Annotated in this window: 17 protein-coding genes; 6 read left to right on the forward strand and 11 right to left on the reverse strand. The window is 40.2% G+C overall.

The features are described 5' to 3' along the window. Position 1: 1 nt before the first annotated feature. Positions 2-1,075 (reverse strand): winged helix DNA-binding domain-containing protein, encoded by a 1,074-nt coding sequence (locus LEP1GSC185_RS14835; RefSeq protein WP_008596891.1) that lies wholly within the window; start codon positions 1,073-1,075, stop codon positions 2-4. Positions 1,076-1,248: 173 nt separating this feature from the next. On the opposite strand from LEP1GSC185_RS14835, the gene LEP1GSC185_RS14840 reads away from it, so the two are divergent. After that, positions 1,249-2,382 (forward strand): DNA alkylation repair protein, encoded by a 1,134-nt coding sequence (locus LEP1GSC185_RS14840; protein WP_008595632.1) that lies wholly within the window; start codon positions 1,249-1,251, stop codon positions 2,380-2,382. A 96-nt stretch (positions 2,383-2,478) separates the two neighbouring features. Beyond that, positions 2,479-2,934: a DMT family transporter gene (locus LEP1GSC185_RS14845; RefSeq protein WP_008594519.1), complete on the forward strand. Its 456-nt coding sequence runs from the start codon at positions 2,479-2,481 to the stop codon at positions 2,932-2,934. A 377-nt stretch (positions 2,935-3,311) separates the two neighbouring features. On the opposite strand, the gene LEP1GSC185_RS14850 is transcribed toward LEP1GSC185_RS14845, so the two are convergent. Further along, on the reverse strand, positions 3,312-4,808 hold the full coding sequence (locus LEP1GSC185_RS14850; protein ID WP_008593536.1) for an ABC-F family ATP-binding cassette domain-containing protein: 1,497 nt from the start codon (positions 4,806-4,808) through the stop codon (positions 3,312-3,314). Between the two features lie 814 nt (positions 4,809-5,622). After that, positions 5,623-6,030, reverse strand: coding sequence for a GFA family protein (locus LEP1GSC185_RS14855; protein WP_008594458.1), 408 nt, complete (start codon positions 6,028-6,030; stop codon positions 5,623-5,625). A 369-nt stretch (positions 6,031-6,399) separates the two neighbouring features. Between LEP1GSC185_RS14855 and LEP1GSC185_RS14865 the strand changes: the two genes are divergently transcribed. Both LEP1GSC185_RS14865 and LEP1GSC185_RS14870 read left to right on the forward strand, forming a co-directional pair. Continuing rightward, positions 6,400-6,723, forward strand: a complete 324-nt coding sequence (locus LEP1GSC185_RS14865; protein ID WP_008595546.1) for a hypothetical protein — start codon at positions 6,400-6,402, stop codon at positions 6,721-6,723. Positions 6,724-6,958: 235 nt separating this feature from the next. Beyond that, positions 6,959-7,810: a metal-dependent hydrolase gene (locus tag LEP1GSC185_RS14870; RefSeq protein WP_008593794.1), complete on the forward strand. Its 852-nt coding sequence runs from the start codon at positions 6,959-6,961 to the stop codon at positions 7,808-7,810. 74 nt (positions 7,811-7,884) lie between these two features. Here LEP1GSC185_RS14870 and LEP1GSC185_RS14875 read toward each other — a convergent pair whose 3' ends face one another. Continuing rightward, on the reverse strand, positions 7,885-8,631 hold the full coding sequence (locus LEP1GSC185_RS14875) for a sterol desaturase family protein (protein ID WP_008596929.1): 747 nt from the start codon (positions 8,629-8,631) through the stop codon (positions 7,885-7,887). A gap of 78 nt (positions 8,632-8,709) precedes the next feature. Here LEP1GSC185_RS14875 and LEP1GSC185_RS14880 point away from each other — a divergent pair, with 78 nt between their 5' ends. Then, positions 8,710-9,222, forward strand: coding sequence for a hypothetical protein (locus LEP1GSC185_RS14880; protein WP_010515918.1), 513 nt, complete (start codon positions 8,710-8,712; stop codon positions 9,220-9,222). A 14-nt stretch (positions 9,223-9,236) separates the two neighbouring features. Here LEP1GSC185_RS14880 and LEP1GSC185_RS14885 read toward each other — a convergent pair whose 3' ends face one another. Further along, a complete protein-coding gene (locus LEP1GSC185_RS14885; RefSeq protein WP_024864012.1) occupies positions 9,237-10,661 on the reverse strand; it encodes an MATE family efflux transporter in 1,425 nt (474 codons plus the stop codon). 326 nt (positions 10,662-10,987) lie between these two features. Between LEP1GSC185_RS14885 and LEP1GSC185_RS14890 the strand changes: the two genes are divergently transcribed. Then, positions 10,988-11,884: an HTH domain-containing protein gene (locus tag LEP1GSC185_RS14890; RefSeq protein ID WP_008594806.1), complete on the forward strand. Its 897-nt coding sequence runs from the start codon at positions 10,988-10,990 to the stop codon at positions 11,882-11,884. A gap of 8 nt (positions 11,885-11,892) precedes the next feature. Here LEP1GSC185_RS14890 and LEP1GSC185_RS14895 read toward each other — a convergent pair whose 3' ends face one another. The 6 genes from LEP1GSC185_RS14895 to LEP1GSC185_RS14920 are packed head-to-tail and all read right to left on the reverse strand — an operon-like array spanning position 11,893 to position 20,478. Then, positions 11,893-13,509 carry a type I restriction-modification system subunit M gene (locus LEP1GSC185_RS14895; protein ID WP_008595006.1) on the reverse strand — a complete coding sequence of 539 codons (1,617 nt, stop codon included), beginning with the start codon at positions 13,507-13,509 and terminating at the stop codon, positions 11,893-11,895. A gap of 11 nt (positions 13,510-13,520) precedes the next feature. After that, positions 13,521-14,594 carry an AAA family ATPase gene (locus LEP1GSC185_RS14900; protein WP_008593882.1) on the reverse strand — a complete coding sequence of 358 codons (1,074 nt, stop codon included), beginning with the start codon at positions 14,592-14,594 and terminating at the stop codon, positions 13,521-13,523. Between the two features lie 5 nt (positions 14,595-14,599). Beyond that, positions 14,600-15,886 carry a restriction endonuclease subunit S gene (locus LEP1GSC185_RS14905; RefSeq protein WP_008595310.1) on the reverse strand — a complete coding sequence of 429 codons (1,287 nt, stop codon included), beginning with the start codon at positions 15,884-15,886 and terminating at the stop codon, positions 14,600-14,602. After that, positions 15,883-16,377, reverse strand: a complete 495-nt coding sequence (locus LEP1GSC185_RS14910; RefSeq protein ID WP_008594130.1) for a DUF4411 family protein — start codon at positions 16,375-16,377, stop codon at positions 15,883-15,885. Before LEP1GSC185_RS14910 ends, LEP1GSC185_RS14905 begins: the two co-directional genes overlap by 4 nt. Continuing rightward, positions 16,374-17,531, reverse strand: a complete 1,158-nt coding sequence (locus LEP1GSC185_RS14915) for an ImmA/IrrE family metallo-endopeptidase (RefSeq protein ID WP_008594327.1) — start codon at positions 17,529-17,531, stop codon at positions 16,374-16,376. The genes LEP1GSC185_RS14910 and LEP1GSC185_RS14915 overlap by 4 nt, the downstream gene beginning before the upstream one ends. Continuing rightward, complete coding sequence (locus LEP1GSC185_RS14920) at positions 17,524-20,478, reverse strand: type I restriction endonuclease subunit R (protein WP_008595548.1); 2,955 nt, start codon at positions 20,476-20,478, stop codon at positions 17,524-17,526. The genes LEP1GSC185_RS14915 and LEP1GSC185_RS14920 overlap by 8 nt, the downstream gene beginning before the upstream one ends. Positions 20,479-20,869: the final 391 nt, after the last annotated feature.

Below are 20,869 nucleotides of genomic sequence, written 5' to 3' on the forward strand. Positions count from 1 at the left end.
TTTAAATCTCTAAGACTAGACTTTTACCGAGAAAAGCAGCATATTCTTCTGCTGACTTATTAAGTTTCTTTCTTAAATTTTGATTCAGCGGTTTGTATGTGTTCACTTTTAGAATAACTTCTTCCTTTTTAAATTCTCTCTGCCAAATTCCATTTACCCAACCGTTAACAACCAGTGTCGGCCTAAATAGATCGTCCGCCGGAGTTAGAGGTCTTTTAGGAGATGGATGCATACAATCCCGACGATCGGTATAAGCCAACAAAAACTCATCGAACGCAGGAAGGAGGAACAACGTATCGGAGGCTTCATCTACAAGATCTACCTTTTTAGGCAAATAATAGATCTGATCTTCCTTCTGAAAACTTCTCAATTTAGAACCAAAACTTTCTATCCCTGTTTTTGCATCCTTTACATTCAAACCTGACCACCAGACAAAATCCGCCAAAGTTGCCGGAGACCTAGTATCGAAGTATTTTTCGGTGAGATCATAGAGAGCCTCTTCTTTCGGTCTTTTGATTTTTTTGATCTTTGGGATCCATTCGTCGATCAATGCATACGTAAACTCTTTTCCCCTTTTGGGACCGAAGCATATCAAGGCATCCAACCCTGCTCTTTGCAGAATATGGGACAATCTAGTCGTATTTGTGATGATCCCCGATCTTTTTAAAATAGAAGATATTTCCTTTCTAGTTAGAAAGTTTCGGTTCGAAAGATTTTTAGAAAGAATAGAATAACATTTTTTTAATACTTTAAGATCTAATTCTATCTTTTTGTAATGAGCTGCATATTTGGAAACTGTAGAAGGACCTAACAAATCCAGTAACCAATAAATGTCCTTGGCGGAAACTACGTGTAATGTTCCCCTCAAGGGCCAAGATCTAATGATCTTTTGGTCAAGGAACGCGGACTCGACATCTTCTTCTTTTAAACCCTGAGTTCTAAGTCCTATTGCCCATTTAGAAGCCGCATAATCCTGGCCTTGGATTGCAACCAAAGTTTCCACTACCTTTTCAGGAGAAGAAAGCCGAGTATCAGAAACTCGCAGATATTTCAATCTTGTTAATGAGATATTCACGTAAGTGTATCTAATCCATCAAATACAGATTTTCGGGAATCATTTTATTATTCCTTAAAACAAACCGACGAGAGTATCGTTATTCATTATTTTTACGATCAACAAGACTTTTCCGGATCAAATTCAGAAAATTGCTACCTATCGGAACAAGAAAATGAACCATAACAAAGTGTATGGCGGAAGCTTTAAAGAACTTTTATGATGACAAGGCTCTATTAAAAATAGGGACCCAATTCTCCAAGGTATTATCCCACAAGCAGCCAGAACATTGGGTCCAAGAGATCAAAGCTAAAGATTGGAAGAAGTTGGAGCTCAAACAAAGGATCAAAAGAATCGCAGAGGCCTTATCAAACTCTCTTCCAAAACCGTTTCCAAAAGCAGTCCCCCCTTTATTAAAAATTTCGAAAGTTCTAGAGAAAGAATTCCCAGGCACCCAAAGGTTCTATATTATTTTTTTAGGGGAAAGTGTAGAGATCTCAGGCATCAATCATCCTGAAGAATCCTTGTATTGTATGGAGCAAATCACTCAGATCATCTCTTGCGAATTTTCCATTCGAGAGTTTTTGATCCGATATCCGGAGATTACTTGGAAAAAAATGTTAGAATGGTCCAACCATTCTCATCCAGGAACAAGAAGATTGGCAAGTGAAGGTTCTCGTCCCAGATTGCCTTGGGGAAAAGGGATCCCAGGATTAAAAAAAGATCCCGAAAAGACTCTCCCCATTTTGGAAAATCTGAAAAACGATCCGGATGAAGTGGTTCGTAGAAGTGTGGCAAATCATCTAAACGATATTTCTAAAGATCATCCGGATTTAGTGATATCCATTGCGAAAAATTGGATAGGTAGATCGGAAAACACAGATCTTTTATTAAAACATGCACTTAGAGGTCTATTAAAGCAAGGCGACTCGGAAACACTTTCCATCTTCGGATTTCCAAAGAATAAATCCGCTAAAATTTCCAAGTTGGAAATCCAGCCTAATACCATAGAGATCGGAAAACATTTAATCTATAGATTCGAAATGAAGTCGGAGGCTAAAGAACCTACTCTTTACAGATTAGAATCTAAGATCCATTATCTAAAACCTGTAGGGAAATTCTCCATAAAAGTATTTCAGATAGAAGAAAGAGAATTTTTTCCCAAAGAAACGAAAGTTTATGAAAGAAAGCAATCTTTCCAGCAGATGACCACAAGAATCCATTCCCCCGGAATCCATAAATTAGAGATTATTGTGAATGGAGAAACAAAGGCAAAGGCCGAATTCAAAGTTATTCATCCCAAAACTATGAAAGGTAGCAAACGTTGAGCCTCTACTTAATAATATTCTTTAGTTTTTAAAAAATCTTTCGTTATGGTTTTCCAAACGGCTCGTAAAAAAATGAGGACAACACAAAATTAACGTATGAATCTATTATTGCCCGTATTCTTTGCACTTCTCTCCGGCCTTGCCATGTCCATACAACCAGGTATTAATTCTATATTAGGGAAAAACATAGAAAGTCCCTGGCTTGCTTCTACTATTTCATTTTTCGTTGGAACCATTGCGTTAGGCGTCATTACAATTGCTTTAGGAGAAATAAAATCTACTTCATTCATATTCCAAACAATCAAAGAACAACCCTGGTGGATATGGACTGGAGGATTTTTAGGAGCGATATTGGTAACTTCCTCTCTTCTCTTTGCGCCCAAGTTAGGAGCCACAAGTTGGGTCGCTCTACTTTTATTAGGCCAAGTAGTAACCTCCGTTTTATTAGAAAAATGGGGAGCATTAGGATTTCCTGAAAAACCTATTTCGATCCAAAAAATGATCGGATTAGGGCTATTGCTTCTGAGCGCCTGGTTAGTTCGAAAAGGTTGATAAACCGGCAAGAGTCAGAATAGGTTGATCGGCAAATAAATATATATCCGAGATTTTGTAGGAGCTCCTACAAAATTAGTGAAGAAATAGTAATTGAGGAAAATGCAATATTGTGATAGAAGGAAAATCGCTTCTCCCACAGGCCCTCCTCCACCACCCGAACCAGGGTGGGGGCAGTCTTCCTCCCCTTGTAGGAGCTCCTACAAGCCTCTAATACCGGCCTGAAATCAGGACCAACCAATGCCGCGGCAGTGATGGGGAGGGCTTTAGTCCGGGCAAAGCCCGGATGAGCGCGAATGCGCGAACCCGCAGCAGCGCGACTCCCGCTAAGCGGGAGGGCCGCCCAGATGAATTATGAAAAAGAAAATTATCTTTTTTTAATAATCTTCGTCCGACCAACCAACATCGTTAAGGAAATCCTCGTAAGAGCCGTCAAAAATTCGGATCGTATCGTTATCAAAAACGATCAACTTAGTAGCGACAGCCCTAAGATGCATCTCATTGTGAGTGACCATGATAAGAGAACCTTCGAACTCGTCGATAGCCTCGATCAATGCGTCGCAAGATTGCATGTCTAAGTGGTTAGTAGGCTCATCCAAAAACAAAAGGTGACAAGGGGTGACCAAAATTTTTCCGAGCATCACCCTACTTTTCTCTCCACCCGAAAGGACCTTGATCTTTTTCAAAGACATATCATCTGAGAACATCAATCCACCTGCGATAGTTCTAGCAAGCCATTCGGTGCAAGACTTATCCGCGCTCATAATTTCTTCAGTGACAGTTGCATTTTCGTTCAGATTCAATTTATTTGTCTGACCGAAATAACCTTCCTTTAACGCTGGATGTTTTTGTATCCTACCTGAACTTGGTTGGAGTTCCCCTGCAAGAAGTTTCAGAAGAGTGGATTTACCCTTACCGTTTTTACCGATAATGCAGATCCGATCCCTCTTCCCAACACTCAGAGAAAAATCGGAAATTAAAAAAGGTTCCTTTCCCGAATATGAGAAAGAAATGTTTTCCGCAGACAACATTTGGCTCGCGGCAAAAGGAGCGGAGTTAAAGTATAATTCCAAACTTTCAATCTCTTCCAACGCCTTCATCTCGCCTTGTTTCTCCAGCTTTTTAACTCTGGATTGAGCACGACTCGCAAAACTTGCCTTCGCCTTAAAACGTGCGATAAATATCTCTTCCTGCTTTCTTTTTTTCGCCTCGTTCAAACGAGTCCGTTCATATATTTCTTCAGCCTGATTGATCTGATTGTATAGTTTATCCGTATCACCTTGGACTTTGATCGCCTTCGTACGATGGATCGCCGCAGTGTGAGTTACCACGCTATCCATAAAACTTCTATCGTGAGTGACTAAGATGATCTCACCTTCCCACTCACGTAGGAATTCCTCCAGCCAACGGATAGTAACGATATCAAGATAGTTATTCGGTTCGTCTAACATCAATAAGTCGGGACCGGATACCAGAAGTTTCGCAAGATTCATTCGGATCTGATAGCCACCGGAAAACTCTTCTGGGCTTCTCTCCAAATCCGCTTCCGAAAAACCCAGACCGGATAAAACTTTCTCCACCTGCCAAGTTTCGTATTCCTCACCCTCAGGAAGACCAAGCGCACATTCTTCCAACACAGTGGGCTTAGTAAATTTCAAATGCTGCTGCAAATGGCCGATCTTGTAACCCTTCGGCACTGTGATAGTACCCGAATCGGGTTCCACATTCCCCAAAATCATTTGGAACAAAGTAGACTTCCCGTGACCGTTCCTTCCGACAAGACCCAATTTTTCTCCCCGATTCAAACTCAGATTCAGATCATCGAACAACAGATTGGAAGTATAAGATTTATGAAGATTAGAAATTTTGATCATCTTTAAGTGCGCTCTTTATAAACCAAAGTTTTCCAAGTGTCCAAGATTTCACTCAAAATTGCCTGTAGGAATTCCTACAGGGATAAGGATTCGGGCGTTTCCCGCAAATAGGAGTTCCAACGACAGGACATTTTTACAATTACTTGCGGGCCGGGCTACTCCAGGCTACGCTACGCTTCGGACTCCTCGCGCGAACCACCCATAGGTAATAAACGGGCCCAGATAGCCTGAGGCGTTTATTAACGTAAACCAATCAGTCATCCTTCGGCTGCGGAGTCCGCGTTCCGCGCCTTTCATATCCCTAACGCAAAGTCGATGATTGAAAGGCCAACTGCGAAATATCGGATCTTATGCAAGTAATTTCTTAGTAAAAATCTTGTTGGAATTCCTACAAAACTCGCATTAAATCCAAGTTGAAAGAATTAGGTTTATATGATATAGATGCCCTGGCTCTCCCACAAGCCCACCTCCACCACCCAACCCAGGGTGGGGCCGCTTTTTCGAAAACTAATATTGAGATATGATCGCCACTCAAGCCCCGAGCCAATCTTCCTTCGAAGCGCTCTTTGAATTTTCCGGGAAGAATTTTCTATAAGTTTTTTCATGTCAGGCTCTATAGCGAAATGTCTTTCCACACTGGGAGCCTCATCTAACAAAAGAAACCTTGTCTGATCAGCGGCCAGTGCATGTAGTTTTTTTAATGTATCTCAGGAATAATCTCGCAAATCGATTGAAACGATTTTGGCAAAGGACTTCCGTTCGAAACCAATTCCTAAAATACAAATGCCCAAATAGTTCATCCCTACAAAGAAAATTATAAATGCCGAATCTCAGCGGGCTGGTTATACCAGTTATTATTTAAACCATCCGAATACCATACCGGAGCTTCGATCAAATCATTCAGATCTGCATTGTCTAAGGTCGAAATCGCCACACTTACAAAAGCTCCGCCGATTTCTTCGATATATCCTTTTGAGAAAGTTCTCACTCCGCAATTTTTACAAAAATGGTGTTTGCTACTCTTTGTATTGAATTCATAGAAACTGAGGCTATCTTCCCCGCTCAATAAGCGAAAAGATTCAGGCTTAACAATGCTGGACCAGTTTCGGACCTTTCTGCAGAAGGAACAATTGCATCTACCTGTGCCGGCGCTCAAATCCAAATCCGCCTCGTAACGAACTGCACCACAATGGCAACTTCCCGTATATTTTTTAAGGCTCATAAATAACTCCTCATTGGATCTTGGATGGAATCTCTAGATCCGTATACAAACTATATTACAGATTAAATATGACAGTTTATGTCATATTTAGGAATGCAGTTCTAAAAAATATGAAATCTCGTCGGAAACGATTAACTCCGATAATCTCCTGCAAGATTTTTTTAAAGTTTCGAGAGGATTTTCTTTTTTACATTCTATCCGAACGAGTAAGTCGAAAAAATTCCTTTTTTGAAATTCTATCGTCGCTAAAAAAGTTCCGATTTAGATTCGAATCTTCCGTAAATTGTATGTTTACGCGAGCCGAATACCAAGGCCCACCCGCTCTATAGTTTAATAGAACGATACCGTGCGTTCTATATTGGAGATAGTATGACTCCATTACAAATTGTAGATATACTTTCCGTGTTTTTGGACAGAAGAATCGAATGTATGAGGATCCCACTCGAGACAGTACGTGCTCATAACAAAATTTTAGTATATTTGACTGAGTGGATCAATCGAGAAGGTTACCCAGAAGTGGATATGAATCCTTTATGGCAAGAACATCCTGGGCTTCTGAATTTTCCCCAATGGCTAGAAAAAACCGGAAAAACACAAATAGAAGCTGCATCAATAAGATCACAGTATTGCAACTTCCGAGCAGCGTTTGTTTTTATCATACCTCGACCCTTCCTGAAATTTTCAGGACCTTAATTTCAATTTGGCCACATATTTTTCCCGGATTAGGATTGACCAAATTTTGTAGCAATCGTTACAATGATTCAAAAGATAACTGTTCCCATGAGATCGGACAAAGCTCAGGGAATATGATAAAAAGTCCGGATCTATATATAATATCTTTTTTATATTCTCTAATGAGCGGTGAAAATCAAAAGGATGGAGAAAGAAAAATCGAAAATCCAAAACGATTTTATACTAGGAGAATATTATGGGCCAATCAGCATCGGCAAGAGTCCAACCGAAGATACGTAAACCGAAATTTCCTTTGGAAGACATAGCTAAGGAAAGAGGTTTCGGAAAAAAGATCCCATTCTTTACGGCATTTCTTTCCAGCTTAAGCGTATTATTTCCGGAAGGAGAACGTTTCTTTATTCGTTCAGTCAAAGCGTTCAGCGAAGATGTTGATCCGGCTTTAAGGAGTGAGATCAAAGCTTTTGCAGGGCAGGAAGCGGTCCACGGCAACGTTCACGATAAAATGAACGAAAGATTCGTGGAGATCGGATTGGACTTCCGCAGTCATGAAAGAATGTTCTGCTGGCTGTTCTTCGATATACTAGAAAAAAATATTCTAAAACTCTTTCCTGTTTGGGGCAAAAGGCTCGCACTCTCAATTACCGCAGCAGCGGAACATTTTACTGCAACTCTCGGAAGATTTTTACTTTCTCTACCAGAACAACGTGTAGCTTGGATCGACCCTATCAGCTGGAAAGTGATCGAATGGCATGCACTGGAAGAATTAGAACACAAAGCTGTAGCGTATGACGTGTACCGCGCTTCGGGAGGCGGATACTTTACGCGGGTCCTTGGAATGACTATCGCGGTCCAACTTCTCGGTCTTTTGGCAATTGTTGGCACGATCAGGGCCTTATTCTACTTCGGTATTCCGAATCCGAACCAGATTGTAAGAGATTTTCGCTTCTTCTTTGGCATTCCCGGCTTTGCTTGGGCCGTGATCTTTTATATTTTAGAATATTATATCCCAGGTTTCCATCCGAACGATCAAGACGATCACGAACTCCTGGAGAAGTTCGAGAAAGTTATGACCGCCCACGGATATTAAGAATATATTGAAGAAGTTCCGCTTGTTGGAATTCCAACAATGAAAAACACCAACTTTAGATCTCGTGAGCCAGGTTAATCTTGGCTGCGCGAGTTCTTAGGATAAAGAGTGCCGAAGATCCGATCCCAAATCGAAGTATAAAACCCGAAATTATAATCTTCTTTTTGATGATGAATCGCATGGAAACTACTAGTAGTCAGAGTATTAAACAAATTAGAATGAAGCCATTTTTCAGATAAAGGTTCCACTCCTAAGTGGCCAATTACACCGAACACAACGTTCAATACTAGATAAATACTCATTCCTGCCCAGGAGAAATCATAAATACAGAGCACCAATAACCAAAGTGTTCCAAATCCAAGTGCTTCTAAAGGATTCAAAACGAATAGAGTTAAAGGTCGAGGTTTGTCGTAATAATGATGAGTCCTATGAGCGAACTTATAAATAATCCTGATATGTGCGATCCTATGCAATAAGTACATACCCGCATCCATTACGAGAAGAAGGATCAGAATGTCCATCAATGCGAAAACACCTATATCGCTACGAAATTGAATAGAACCCGTTCTCCAAAGCCAAAGTCCGAGTAATGTAATAACGGTATTAAGAAATATGGTAGAGGCCGCAAATAGGATCTCTTTAGCTTCGATTTTCGGCGGGGTTGGAACAATGTGCCGATGGGCATAACGTTTCGAGAGCAGATTGCCAATATATACCGAACAAGTGAAGATCAGAAGATTTTCAATCAAGAGAAATAAAGCAGCCCAAGCATAGGAAATTTCTTGCAAGAACAGAACTGCTTGGTTTTCAAATTCATTCATAAGTTTATAAAATTAAGAAAATCCACCTTGCATCAAACAGTCGATAATGTTAAACTACGCATTATCTGGAAATCACAAGTGAAACGCGGATCCATTCTCTTTTCTATCTTACTCATATTCTTACAAGTTCAATGTGGGACTTACTTTATATATGATTCTTTACAAAAAGAGGCAAATGGCAAATCGGATCTTAGTCCTCTGCTGCTTTTATTAAGTGGTGGTGGATCCAACCCTTTGCTCGTGGAACCTGTAAGCTGGCTAAGTTTTCCTTCTTCCCCGGTAATTTTCAAAGCAGGAGCTACCGGTAACTATTCTGTTGGTATCCTATATCCGTATTCCGGTTGCCCTACCTCTCAAACGTTCTATATTCAAACGGCTACCAACGGTGTTCCTTTAGATTTTCTTAGCTGTTCCAATTTTTATTTGGACGGTTGTGGTATTTTAAATCCTACAATTTGTAATGTTTCTGGATCCACAGCTGGCAATGCAAATGTGATCTATCAGGTACCATCATATCAAGACACTGCCCCTTTTCCAGGAGTGCATGTGAACCAAATCATAGGAGTTGTGCAAGTGCAGGTTATCCCCTAACAAAAGGGAAAATATTAAACCTTCGAAGTTTTCCATCCGCCTTTCCGGAATAACCAAAGTGTAAACAATCCTATAGAAGTTTCCGTGATCATGCTGGCCCAGAATACTCCAGAGTATCCGTATGAAAGCACCTTCGCCAAAACATAAGCAAATGGAATTTGAAACATCCAAAAAAAGACCAGATTGATTAATGTCGGAGTCATAGTATCCCCCGCACCGTTAAATGCCTGAACACTGACCATCCACCAAGCATATACAAAATAAGAATAGGATACAATACCTAACCACTCGGAACCGATAGAGATCACTTTTGCATCATCGGTAAAGATCGACATAAGAGATTCTCTGAAAATAAAATAGCAGATGGAAACTCCGATCAGAAAGACCATATTCCAAACACCGACAATCCAAACGGAATGTTCCGCTCGATCCGATCTCCCCGCTCCTAAATTCTGACCGACCAAAGTTGCAACTGCGTTCGACATTCCCCAAGAAGGCATAAGAGTAAACATCATGATCCGAAGAGCGATCGTCGCACCTGCTACTGCCTCGCTCCCGAATTCTGAAATAATTCGCACAAGAAAGATCCAAGAAGTCATTCCGATAATAGTTTGCCCAATACCGCCAATCGAAGTACGAACTATATCCGAAATAATTTCCCAGTGCACACTAATTTGGGAACGAAGAACTCGAATATGCTTTCCACCTTTTAGAAGTAGATAGATTTGAAATAGAACTCCAACTCCTCGTCCGATATTCGTAGCGATAGCAGCACCTTCGATACCCATTGCCGGAACCGGACCAAAGCCGAAGATAAAGATCGGATCCAGGATCATATTAAGACCATTAGAAATCCATAAAACTCTCATTGCGATCGCTGCGTCACCCGCACCTCTAAAAACCGCATTGAGCCCGAACAAAAGCATGATCACTATATTCCCGCCAAAGATCCATTGAGTATAACGAGAGCCGTGCTCCACAACCCAGGGATCTCCACCCATGATTATAAGAAGATCTTTCGCAAACCAAACTCCGAAAATTGCAAACGGCAATGAAACAAGTATGGAAAGAAAAACAGATTGAACTGCGGCAATCCCTGCTTGCTCCTTATCTCCTTCTCCGATCCTTCTTGCAATGATCGCAGTCACTGCAGTCGACATTCCGATAGCGAGAGAATAAAGAAGAAACAAATATGTTTCCGTAAGCCCGACCGCAGCAACAGCAGAAGCCCCCAAAGCGCCTACAAAATAAATGTCAACGACTGCAAATGCAGACTCCATGACGAGTTCCAAAACCATCGGAACTGAGAGTAAGAAGACGGCCTTACCAAGCGAAATTTGTGTGTAATCCGCTTCCGTCCCTGTAAGCGCCTTTCTTAATTCCCTCCAAAGAGAAGATCGTTCCGATTCTAACTTAGGGTCTTTTTTTATAGCTTCCATCCGAGCACCTTTTGCGATCAAGTTCTGATCGATCTGCACAGAAAAGCAAGGCACTTTAGGGGATCATTTTGAAGGTGAGAACATTCTGGATCAATTTAAACACCCGTCGGTGTTTCCGGATTTTCAAAACAGAAGGTCGGGCGTTCCCACACACTCTCCATATTTCTAGGGAAACTTTCACAACCCTGGTGTGGTCGGGCTACTGCGGACTACGCTTCGCTTCGGACGCCTCGCCTTCGGCTGCGGGGTCCGCTACGCGTCCTTCGTATCCCTAACGCGGGGAGTAAATACTTTACAATTCTCGTATATACGAAATTATTTAAAATATGTCGGATTCATTATCCTTTCTTGAAATCGCCGAAAAAGCATTAAACACGATAGGAAAACCAATGAGCGCCTCCGAAATCTGGGCACTTGCAAAAGAACGGAACTGGAAAACGGACTCAGTTGGGGTAACTCCCTGGGCAACAATCGCTGCACAAATTTACGTCAGTATAAAAAATGATCCTCACACTCCTTTTCGACAAGTTAGTAAAAGACCAACCCGATTTGTACTAACTCCTTGGGGAGAAGCTGCTGAAAGAGCTGTTGCTGAATTGAATTCTTTAGTACTAGAGTCGGAAAATGTACCATTGAAGGAAAGAGAACTACACCCTGCCCTTGCAAAGTTTGTATATTCCAATTCTCATTTCAGAGCATACGTTAAAACGATTTACCACGAAGTTTCAATCAAATCAATTAAGGGAAGAAATCTTTGGTTGCACCCAGACTTAGTAGGAGTTCGATTTAATTTTGATGAGTATAAAAAAGAAACAGTCAACTTACAAAAATTAACCGCAAATCCGGATTGTTATCTATTCTCCTTTGAGATGAAAATCAACCTTCATTTTGGGAATTTACGAGAGGCATTTTTCCAAGCAGTTTCGAATTCCTCTTGGGCCAATGAAGGTTATCTGGTAGCAGCAAATATCCAAGAAGAAATGGATCTTATGGATGAACTAGCAAGATTGAATAAAGCCTTCGGTATTGGAATCATCCGACTCAATACCAGTAAACCCGAGCAGAGTGAAATCCTTTTTCAATCCAATCCTAAATCGGAATTAGATTTTGATACAATCAATCGATTGGTAGAAGATAATGAGAATTTTAAGGATTTTTTAAGTAATATCGCAGAAGATGTGAAATTAGGGAAGGTAAAGAGTGAGTATGATAAGAGGGATTGAAGAAATGATCACGGTAACTCCGGTTTCCCTAACTCTTTCAAAAACTGGTTATGCTTCTTCTTTGCCTCTTGCAGCTTTTCTTCCAGCTGAATAAGTTCCAGGTTGACTCTTTCAAGATCTATCTCTATATCCGCAATGGCCGTACTGATATAACGGGAAATATTCAGATTAAAATGATTCTTCTCGATCTCTTCTATTCCGACACGTCGGGAATATCGCTCTTCTTCATTTCGATTTTGGTAAGTCGAAATAATTTTTTCCATATGCTCCGAGAGAAGCAGGTTTTGCCGTTTCCCTTTTTCAAAATATTCACTTGCATTGATAAAAAGAATATCATCGAACTTTTTACATTTCTTTAAGACAAGGATACAAACTGGAATTCCCGTAGAATAAAATAGATTCGATGGTAAGCCGATGACGGTATCAATGTGGGAATCTTGGATGAGTTTGGTGCGTATTTTTTCTTCATTGCCACCACGAAAAAGCACTCCATGCGGAAGAATGATCGCCATGGTCCCTTCATCGCTCAAGAAATGAAATCCATGAAGTAAAAAGGCAAAATCCGCAGCTGATTTTGGCGCAAGACCACCATAGCCCTGAAAGCGGAAATCTTCTTCTAAGGATTTTGAAGGCTCCCAGCGCAAACTAAAAGGAGGATTGGCAACAATCGCATCAAAAAGAATTTTCTTAGCTGGATTCGGATTGTTTAGAAGCTCCCATTCGTTAAATAAAGAATCCCCGTGATGGATCTCGAACTCCGTATCCTTGACACCATGCAATAACATATTCATTCGGGCCAAGTTATATGTAGTTATATTCTTTTCCTGACCGTATAGCTTTCCAATACTACCGCCTTCTTTCAAAATTTGGTTTCGCACATTCAGCAATAAGGATCCTGAACCACAGGCGAAGTCCAAAACCTTCTCTAATTTTTTCTTTTTACCAGTGCTTGGATCTTGGCTATCAAGCGTAACGATAGCTGAAAGAATACTGGAAATCTGCTGAGGAGTATAAAACTCTCCTGCCTTTTTGCCGGAGCCTGCGGCGAATTGACCGATCAAATATTCGTAGGCATCACCTAAGATATCGCTGTCGGAAGAAAATTTTCCAATCCCTTCTGCAATTTTTGTAATGATCGCGCAAAGTTTTTTATTTCTTTCCTCATAATTTTTACCCAGTTTTTCAGAACTCAGATTGATTTCCGAAAACAATCCTTGGAATGTACTAGCAAAGGATTGCTCTTCAATATATTTGAATCCTTTCTGTAATGTTCCTAATAAATCTTTGTTTTGTGTGCGGGATAGTTCAGCAATATAACTCCACAGAAAATTAGGTTCTATTACATAATGAAGCTTTCGACGCATTTGCGTTTCAAACTCTTTTATATCCGCATCGTTTGCTTCATACCAAACGTTAAGAGGTGTACGTTTGTCTTCGCCGCCAAGTTTAGGATAGTCCTTTCCCAATTCCTTTTTTGCCGCCGTCTCATAGTTATCCGACAAATATCGTAAAAACAAAAAAGAAAGCATATAATCGCGGAAATCGTCCGCGTTCATGGAACCACGCAATTGGTCTGCGATCCCCCAAAGCGTTTTGCCGAGTTGGTTGAGTTGTTGTTCTGTCATGGTTGATTTATCTATCTTGGAATCAATTCGCGGTTAAAGTGGTAGCGACTCAAAAAATCATTCAAAATTTTCTTAAAATATCCTTTGTTTTCTTGTAACATTTCTTTCGGTTCAAAAAGAGAATAATTTCCGTGGCTTAGAACGTTGATCATCCGTGTATAGATGATTCCATCAGGATCATCATGGTCTTGTTTCAGACACTCGGAAAAGTTTTTGAATCCGTGAAAATGTGCGGTTTTTTCCAAAATGCTACGCAAGATATTAAAATGATACGTATACAACTTTCCTGATTCTACTGCTTCCGTAAGGTCTTTGAGCGTGGCTACATGGTGGTAAAATGGGGTATCATCCGTATCTTGAAGTTCATAGCCACTCAATGATTCATTCTTATTTAGAAAGTAACGGGGAGCATTTTTTAACTCATTCCACATTACATTGAAAAATAAAGTATGATGAGAAGAGATGATAATTTTTTTACGATTATTCTCTTTTTTTAACATCTGTGCCAAATGCCCAGCAACTGCGATCGCATTATTATCGTCGAGAGATGAGATCGGGTCGTCAATATAGATATATTTAACCCATTTGTATGTATCCTCTTCATCGATAGCAAGTTGAACGATCGCTAAAAAGAAACACCAGATAAAAATGATTTCCTCTCCTCTAGATATTTTGATATGATTCAGAGTAACAGTCTCTTCCTCTATCCGAATCGTTCTTTCGAAACTGACCGTCCAGTTGTCGTAATCTATATAAAAATCAAAATCAGCATACCGACTCAATAACGGTCGGATTCGACTTTCCATTTCCAAAGATTGAATCCCCTCCACAAATCGAGAGTCTTTATTGATCAAAAGTTTTCTTTCACTATCTTTGTCGAGATCATTGTCCCAACGAAAAAGATCTTCCGTAAAGGCGTTAAAATATAGAGTATCTCTTTTCTCTCCGTCTCTTCCTGCATCCTTAAAAGCCATAGATAATCGGGTCTTTCCCGTTCCATTGTAAGCAAAGAGAATGATATACTTTTTATTTTCCAATAACTCTCGAAAATGAACTGCAAGTTCCTCTAAACTATAAAAAGGCATAATCTCTATTCACCCATTTCCGGAAATAACTGCTGTAATAAGCCTTTCTTGTGTAATTTCAATTCTTCTAATCTTTGTGACTGTTCAGTAAGCAATTCATCGATCGAGGAAAGACAATTAGCAATCTTTTGCTGTTCTTTACTTTTAGGCAAAGCTAACTTGAGCTTTCTTTGAGTTGTAATAGGCACTTGATTTCGAGTTGATTGCTTCATCACTCGAGTATATTGCTCCACAAATAAGGGGCAGCTAAGTGCAAATTGCAAAAAATTGTTTATTAACCGAAAATTGTCGCACCTAAAATATGTTGCCGTGGTGCTTAGAATAACGAAATCCAATTTGGTTTCCAGCTTTGCCACTGGTCCAACGGTTGCATTATGCGCAAACAAAATATCCCCACTTCTCGCTACACCTTTCTTAAATAGCCTTGCTATCTGTTCCGGAAGGTGTTTACATCTTGAAAAATCCACCGTTCCAGCTACAAAGTCATTAGCAGATATGTAAGGAATCCCACTTTCTGAAAATTCATCTGAGCGTGGATACAATTCACCATGATTTCCATCCAAATGGCCAATAATTATATTTGAATCAATTAACTCCTGAATGCTCCTCTCCTCCCACTCCCCCGCGTTCTTAAACTCAGGAAACCGCAATCGGGGAACAGTCTCTCCCTCAGCAGGAAACAACTGTTGCAACAAACCTTTCTTATATGACTGAAGAGCTTTTAACTTTTGGGATTCTAAAGAGATGATTTCATCTAAGGAGGAAAGACAATCGGCAATTTTTTGTTGTTCGGAGAGAGAGGGGATTGGTAACAATATCTCGGAGAATTGTACAAAACTGACCATTTTTCCATCTCGAATTCCTTCAATATTCTTATTCAAACTTTTAATATATTTATCAGTTTTAAAATAGTATCGATAAAAATGGTCCACAAGCGGAACTATCTTGCGTAGAATAATATAGGCGGGACTACAAATTCCTTTATAAAATGAGTATTCTATTCCGCCTTGAAACGAACGTAAACTTATTATAAAATCACCTTGCTCTACGACTTTATAACTTTCGACACTCCTTTCCATTACCGAAATTTGATAGTTGATTAAATCACGAGGAATTGCTCCATTTTCCTGCGTTATTGCAAGAATCGGGAGATCTAAAGTATGATCCTTATTTGATATTGGCTGGAACAATAAATCTCCAGTTCTTTGTTCCCACTCCCCCACACTTTGAAACTCAGGAAACCGCAATCGGGGAACATTTCGTTTTGTGCTCGTCTTCTCCTTCTGCTTCATTCAGTTCCGCCTAACACAAACCGAGCCCTTTCTCTGCGGAGCATTTCAAAGGGGTTCATAAAAGAGATCCTCAATCCCGCACAAGCGTTCGGAATTTTTATGTTCTTAGTGGAAGTAGAAGGGAGCTCATGCGTTACGATCGCACTACCAAGTGCAAGTGCATGACCAATTATATAATAATCTGCAATTTGAAAGAATGTACTGATTGCTCCGGGTTCATAGTTTTGGCTCATTGCCCATTGGCTAACCCTCCCAAGTTGGGCAATCACCGAAGCGTCCGTATTTCGAAAAATGACCGGAGCTTGGTTTTGCACCCAGTCAGTCAATTCATCCGCACCGGCTTGTATTTCATCCGCAACTTTATCAATACTAAACACCACGCCATCCCGGTTCTTCTCCAAAATCCAATTCCAAAAAGCCGGACAAAAATCCAAACCGTAATGCCGATTCTTCGCTTCTATAAATACATTCGCATCTAGGAGATAAGTCACGCAATTACTCCCAATTCCCTGGCCTCTTGGTAAAAGGTAGCATTCTTACGAAAGCCTAACATACGAAACGCATCTTGAAATAAAGTTTGTCCTTCCAAAGTGCTAGTAACAACAGCCAGAGCAAAACGTTTGCCGACACGAACCCCCAAAGTGCGGTAAAAGTTTCCACCTCCAGCATTAGATGTCTGTAATTCAGAAATTCGTTTTACTTCCTCGTTGAAAAGGTTCCAAAAATCGTTTTTATGGATCTTTTCGGCATCGTAAAGTCTTCTCAGCACAACAAGACTACTCACTTTAAAAATCTTTGTCATTCTTTGGATTTCTTCCTGGATGGGTACATCGGTTCGAAATTCCGCTAACGTTTCCTCCATAGGCATCAAAAACTCGGCGGCAACTGAATTGCACCAGCGTTCGATTTCTTTTTCAGAAAACTGTCCCACTCCTACATTTGAGATTCCACTTTCCCCAAGAAATAAATGAGCAAGCTCATGGAAGAGAGTAAACATCTGAGCGGCCTTACTATCATTCGTATTCAAAAAAATAAGCGGAGCATAACTGTCGACAAGCGCAAACCCTCGAAATTCCTCTGTATCCAAATGTCGATGGCTGTTACTCCCCACAATGGAACTTGCCATCACGAGTACACCAGCTTCTTCGATTTTTTCAATGAAGGTTCGTAAGGCGTCTGTCCAGTTTGAAAACTCACGGCGATTTGCAAATGAAATGCCAAATAGGCTTTCCATACTTCGTGCAATTTTGACGGGATTTTCCCTGATTGTAGAACTACTAATAAACGTTATTGGAGACAACCTGTGTAATTGCATATAATCCCGGTACCAAGTTTGTCTCTCTTGGCAAAGATAAAGAGTATCCAACAGATTGGGGCTCGGTCTTGAAAGTCCTCTGTCCGCTATGGTTCGGAAATCAGATACAGGAAGAGATTCCTGGATTGGTTCCGACAAAAACAAGTAGCCGATGGGTACATGAACTGTTTTGGCAAAATCTTCCAATTGGCGAAGTGTCGGCTGACTAATTCCCGCCTCCCAATCCGCGAGTTTTGGAAACCGATGGATCAAAGCATTTTGTTCGAGCTTTGCTCGTTCCCTAGCCCAAACAATCAAGCTTGGATTTACTCCAACAGAATGCCTACTCATAGACTCCCAATCCTGAAATCTCTCTACCTTGAGCTAATTTTTTTAATAAGGGAATAAGATCCGTCATTAGATCAAGTTCCTTCTGGGTACGTTCTTTCCAATTAAGTTCAAATGGGGCCATTAAATCACTTAAAAGATCGGCATCAAAGATCATCCGATCCATGATAGTATTCACAAAACTTTGTAACACGCTGGATTCGAGTCCATGTAACTTCGCGACATTGCCGACTTGATTCCGAAACTTGTCTCCCTTAAATAGCGCATATCCTTGCCTAATCTCACCTTCGGTGAGTGGTTCTCCTACTTTTAAAGTCCCGATATACTCGATCATCTCTTGACGTTCTTCCATTAAACTAGAGCTTGAAGATAGCAAAGCAACCAACTGCTCCCGACTCATCTTATGTTTAGATGTTTTTTGTGTGTATCTGGAAATCAGCTCCATAATATAATCGTAATCAATGATATTCGATGCAAAAAGGACAAATTCAAAATCCAGCTGATGAACGACCGCTTCTCGACCGTCCGACCGTTGCCCAAATTTAATACTTTGTGCCATATCCAAATATACCCCTCGAAAACCGCGAAGCATATCGCCAGGAATAACCTTTTCGATAGCTTCGGTTTGCTCGTTTGAAATATCTGTATATTGGTTCAATTGAGTCTTAACCCTCTGAACTTCCTTAAATAGGTTGATGAACTGTCCTCTTGCCCGATCTCCCTGCAAATTGTTTACTTGTTCAGGCGCAAAAGGCAAGCCTTGGGAACTCATAAACTCATCTAATCTCCTAACGGCATTCTCTAATTTTGTAATTACCATGGAAGCAGGGTCCGCCAACCAGATTTTTCTGGAACGTTCTGCATCTTCACCAGAGAACAAAGTGATAGCTTTATCTACTGCCTCCTTTTGATTTCGAAAGTCCAAAATATTACCATAAGGCTTGGTATCATTCAAGACCCGATTGGTCCGAGAAAAGGCCTGGATCAAACCATGATAGCGCAGATTTTTATCTACATAGAGAGTGTTTAAATACTGGGAATCAAAACCCGTCAAAAGCATATCCACTACTATAACAATATCAATCTTTTGCTTGCGAGGATAGTCTTTGTTTGGATACTTCTGATCTTTGATGCGCTTTTGAATGTCCTGGTAATACAAATCAAATTCTGTGATTTTATGATTTTTACCGTATTGCTTATTATATTCTTTGATAATCTCGGTGAGTGCAGCTTTCTTTTCTTCTGGTGCCTGTTGATTGTCTTCCTTCTCTTGAGGTAAATCCTCTTGGATTTGCTGAATATCCCTATCCCCTTCCGCAGGCGGAGAAAACACACAAGAGACCGACAAAGGAATAAAATCCGTGTCCTCTCTCACTTTCTCTTCCTGAACCTCTTTAAAAAGTCTATAATATGAGATAGCCTCATTAATAGAAGCAGTTGCAAAAATCCCATTAAATCTTCGATTATGAGTTGCTACATCGTGCTTTTTTAATATAGATTCCACAACAGCCTTCTGGAATACCGAATCGCCGCTCCTAACACTGTCAGAACCTTCTTTAAAATAATCCACATGAAAGCGAAGTACATTTCTATCGTCAATCGCGTGCGTAATCGTATATGCATGAAGCCGTTTCTCAAAGATATCATCTGTCGTCACATATGACCCCTGTTTACCTTGCACTTGAACAAAGCCGGAATTTTCACTAAAAATAGGCGTCCCGGTGAATCCAAACAATTGGGCCTTAGGAAAAAAATCCTTTATGGCTCTATGATTCTCGCCGAACTGTGAGCGGTGGCACTCATCAAAAATAAACACGACTCTTTTATTACTAAGGGCTTCCAGTCGCTCTTTATAAGTATTTCTTTGGTTAGAATTTAAAGCTAGACCCAGCTTCTGAATCGTAGTGACGATCACTTTATCTGCATAGTGTGTTGAAAGTAATCGATGTACAAGTGCCTCTGTATTCGTGTTCTCCTCTACACAACCTTCTTGAAATCGATTGAACTCTTCGCGTGTTTGGCGATCTAAATCTTTGCGATCGACCACAAATAGGCATTTCTCAATGTTCGGGTCATCTTTCAATAGAGTCGATGCTTTGAACGAGGTCAAAGTTTTTCCGCTTCCGGTAGTATGCCAGATATACCCGTTTCCGCGATTTTGCTGAATACAATCTACGATCGCCTTAACAGCATAAATTTGATAAGGACGCATTACGATTAACTTTTGCTCACTCGCCACTAAAACCATATAACGACTGATCAATTGCGCCAAGGTGCACTTCGGTAGAAACTTTCGAGTGAATTCGTCCAAATGAGTAACTTTTTTATTATCCTCAGTAGCGAGCTGATAGATCGGAAGAAACCGCTCATCAGCATCGAAACTAAAGTGTTGGCCTTGGTTATTCGAAAAGTAATATGTGTTCGTTTGGTTACTTACTATGAATAACTGAATAAAACAAAGGAGAGAATTGGTATACCCATTACCCGGATCATTCTTGTAGTCCACAATCTGCTGCATGGCTTTGCGCGGACTAATTTCCAAAGTTTTAAGTTCGATTTGTGTTATCGGTATTCCATTCAACAGGATAATTACATCATACCTATGATAACTATCTGCCGTATTCATTCGAAGTTGGTTAATAACTTCAAAATTATTCTTACACCAGTCAGAGAGGTTTACTAAAGTATAATGTAGAGGAGTTCCATCTTCTCTTTCGAAAGTATTTCTTCCTCGAAGTAATTTCGCAGAAGCATAAACATCCGCATTGACAATTTCGTCTCTAAGTCGAGCAAATTCTGAATCAGTTAAGTTAACTTTATTTAAGTCTTCAAAATGTTTTTTAAAATTTTGTTCGAGAGATAGTCGATCGCGGATATCCGATCGGTAAATATATTTCAATTCACTGAGTTTTTCGATTAATTTAGTTTCAATATTCTGCTCAGTTAACATTCTTACACTCTCGGTTTAATTCATAAAGAAAGGTCTTCTTTACGAATGTCAAAAATGCTTTCTTTAAACAAATCTATGTCAATACTTTCCCGACCTTCCGGAAAACATTAAGAAATTTTACATAAAAAATTCCTAAAAAAGTGGCAACTCGGAGTCCCAGCTCGACTTAACTTTCCCCTTATAAAACAAAAAAGCCAGAGCTATTAACTCTGGCTTTCTAACTAAACTTCAACATTGAATATAACTGCGATTTAGAACTGTTTGCTGATCATCTTGTATGGATGTTCATGTTTTGCGCGGCATCTTATTATAGATGCTGCATTGGCGTTGTTACCACCAAAGAAGAGTAAGTCTTCTTTGGAACTTTCGTAATATGGTCAAGCCTCACGAG

It is taken from the genome of Leptospira licerasiae serovar Varillal str. VAR 010 (assembly GCF_000244755.1).
Classification (GTDB): Bacteria; Spirochaetota; Leptospiria; order Leptospirales; family Leptospiraceae; genus Leptospira_B; species Leptospira_B licerasiae.

Bases quoted from the DNA above. Each gene is read 5' to 3' on its own strand.
- LEP1GSC185_RS14840 (WP_008595632.1), top strand. From the start codon at position 1,249: ATGGCGGAAGCTTTAAAGAACTTTTATGATGACAAGGCTCTATTAAAA.
- LEP1GSC185_RS14845 (WP_008594519.1), top strand. From the start codon at position 2,479: ATGAATCTATTATTGCCCGTATTCTTTGCACTTCTCTCCGGCCTTGCC.
- LEP1GSC185_RS14850 (WP_008593536.1), bottom strand. From the start codon at position 4,808: ATGATCAAAATTTCTAATCTTCATAAATCTTATACTTCCAATCTGTTG.
- LEP1GSC185_RS14855 (WP_008594458.1), bottom strand. From the start codon at position 6,030: ATGAGCCTTAAAAAATATACGGGAAGTTGCCATTGTGGTGCAGTTCGT.
- LEP1GSC185_RS14865 (WP_008595546.1), top strand. From the start codon at position 6,400: ATGACTCCATTACAAATTGTAGATATACTTTCCGTGTTTTTGGACAGA.
- LEP1GSC185_RS14870 (WP_008593794.1), top strand. From the start codon at position 6,959: ATGGGCCAATCAGCATCGGCAAGAGTCCAACCGAAGATACGTAAACCG.
- LEP1GSC185_RS14875 (WP_008596929.1), bottom strand. From the start codon at position 8,631: ATGAATGAATTTGAAAACCAAGCAGTTCTGTTCTTGCAAGAAATTTCC.
- LEP1GSC185_RS14885 (WP_024864012.1), bottom strand. From the start codon at position 10,661: ATGGAAGCTATAAAAAAAGACCCTAAGTTAGAATCGGAACGATCTTCT.
- LEP1GSC185_RS14890 (WP_008594806.1), top strand. From the start codon at position 10,988: ATGTCGGATTCATTATCCTTTCTTGAAATCGCCGAAAAAGCATTAAAC.
- LEP1GSC185_RS14895 (WP_008595006.1), bottom strand. From the start codon at position 13,509: ATGACAGAACAACAACTCAACCAACTCGGCAAAACGCTTTGGGGGATC.
- LEP1GSC185_RS14900 (WP_008593882.1), bottom strand. From the start codon at position 14,594: ATGCCTTTTTATAGTTTAGAGGAACTTGCAGTTCATTTTCGAGAGTTA.
- LEP1GSC185_RS14905 (WP_008595310.1), bottom strand. From the start codon at position 15,886: ATGAAGCAGAAGGAGAAGACGAGCACAAAACGAAATGTTCCCCGATTG.
- LEP1GSC185_RS14915 (WP_008594327.1), bottom strand. From the start codon at position 17,531: ATGAGTAGGCATTCTGTTGGAGTAAATCCAAGCTTGATTGTTTGGGCT.
- LEP1GSC185_RS14920 (WP_008595548.1), bottom strand. From the start codon at position 20,478: ATGTTAACTGAGCAGAATATTGAAACTAAATTAATCGAAAAACTCAGT.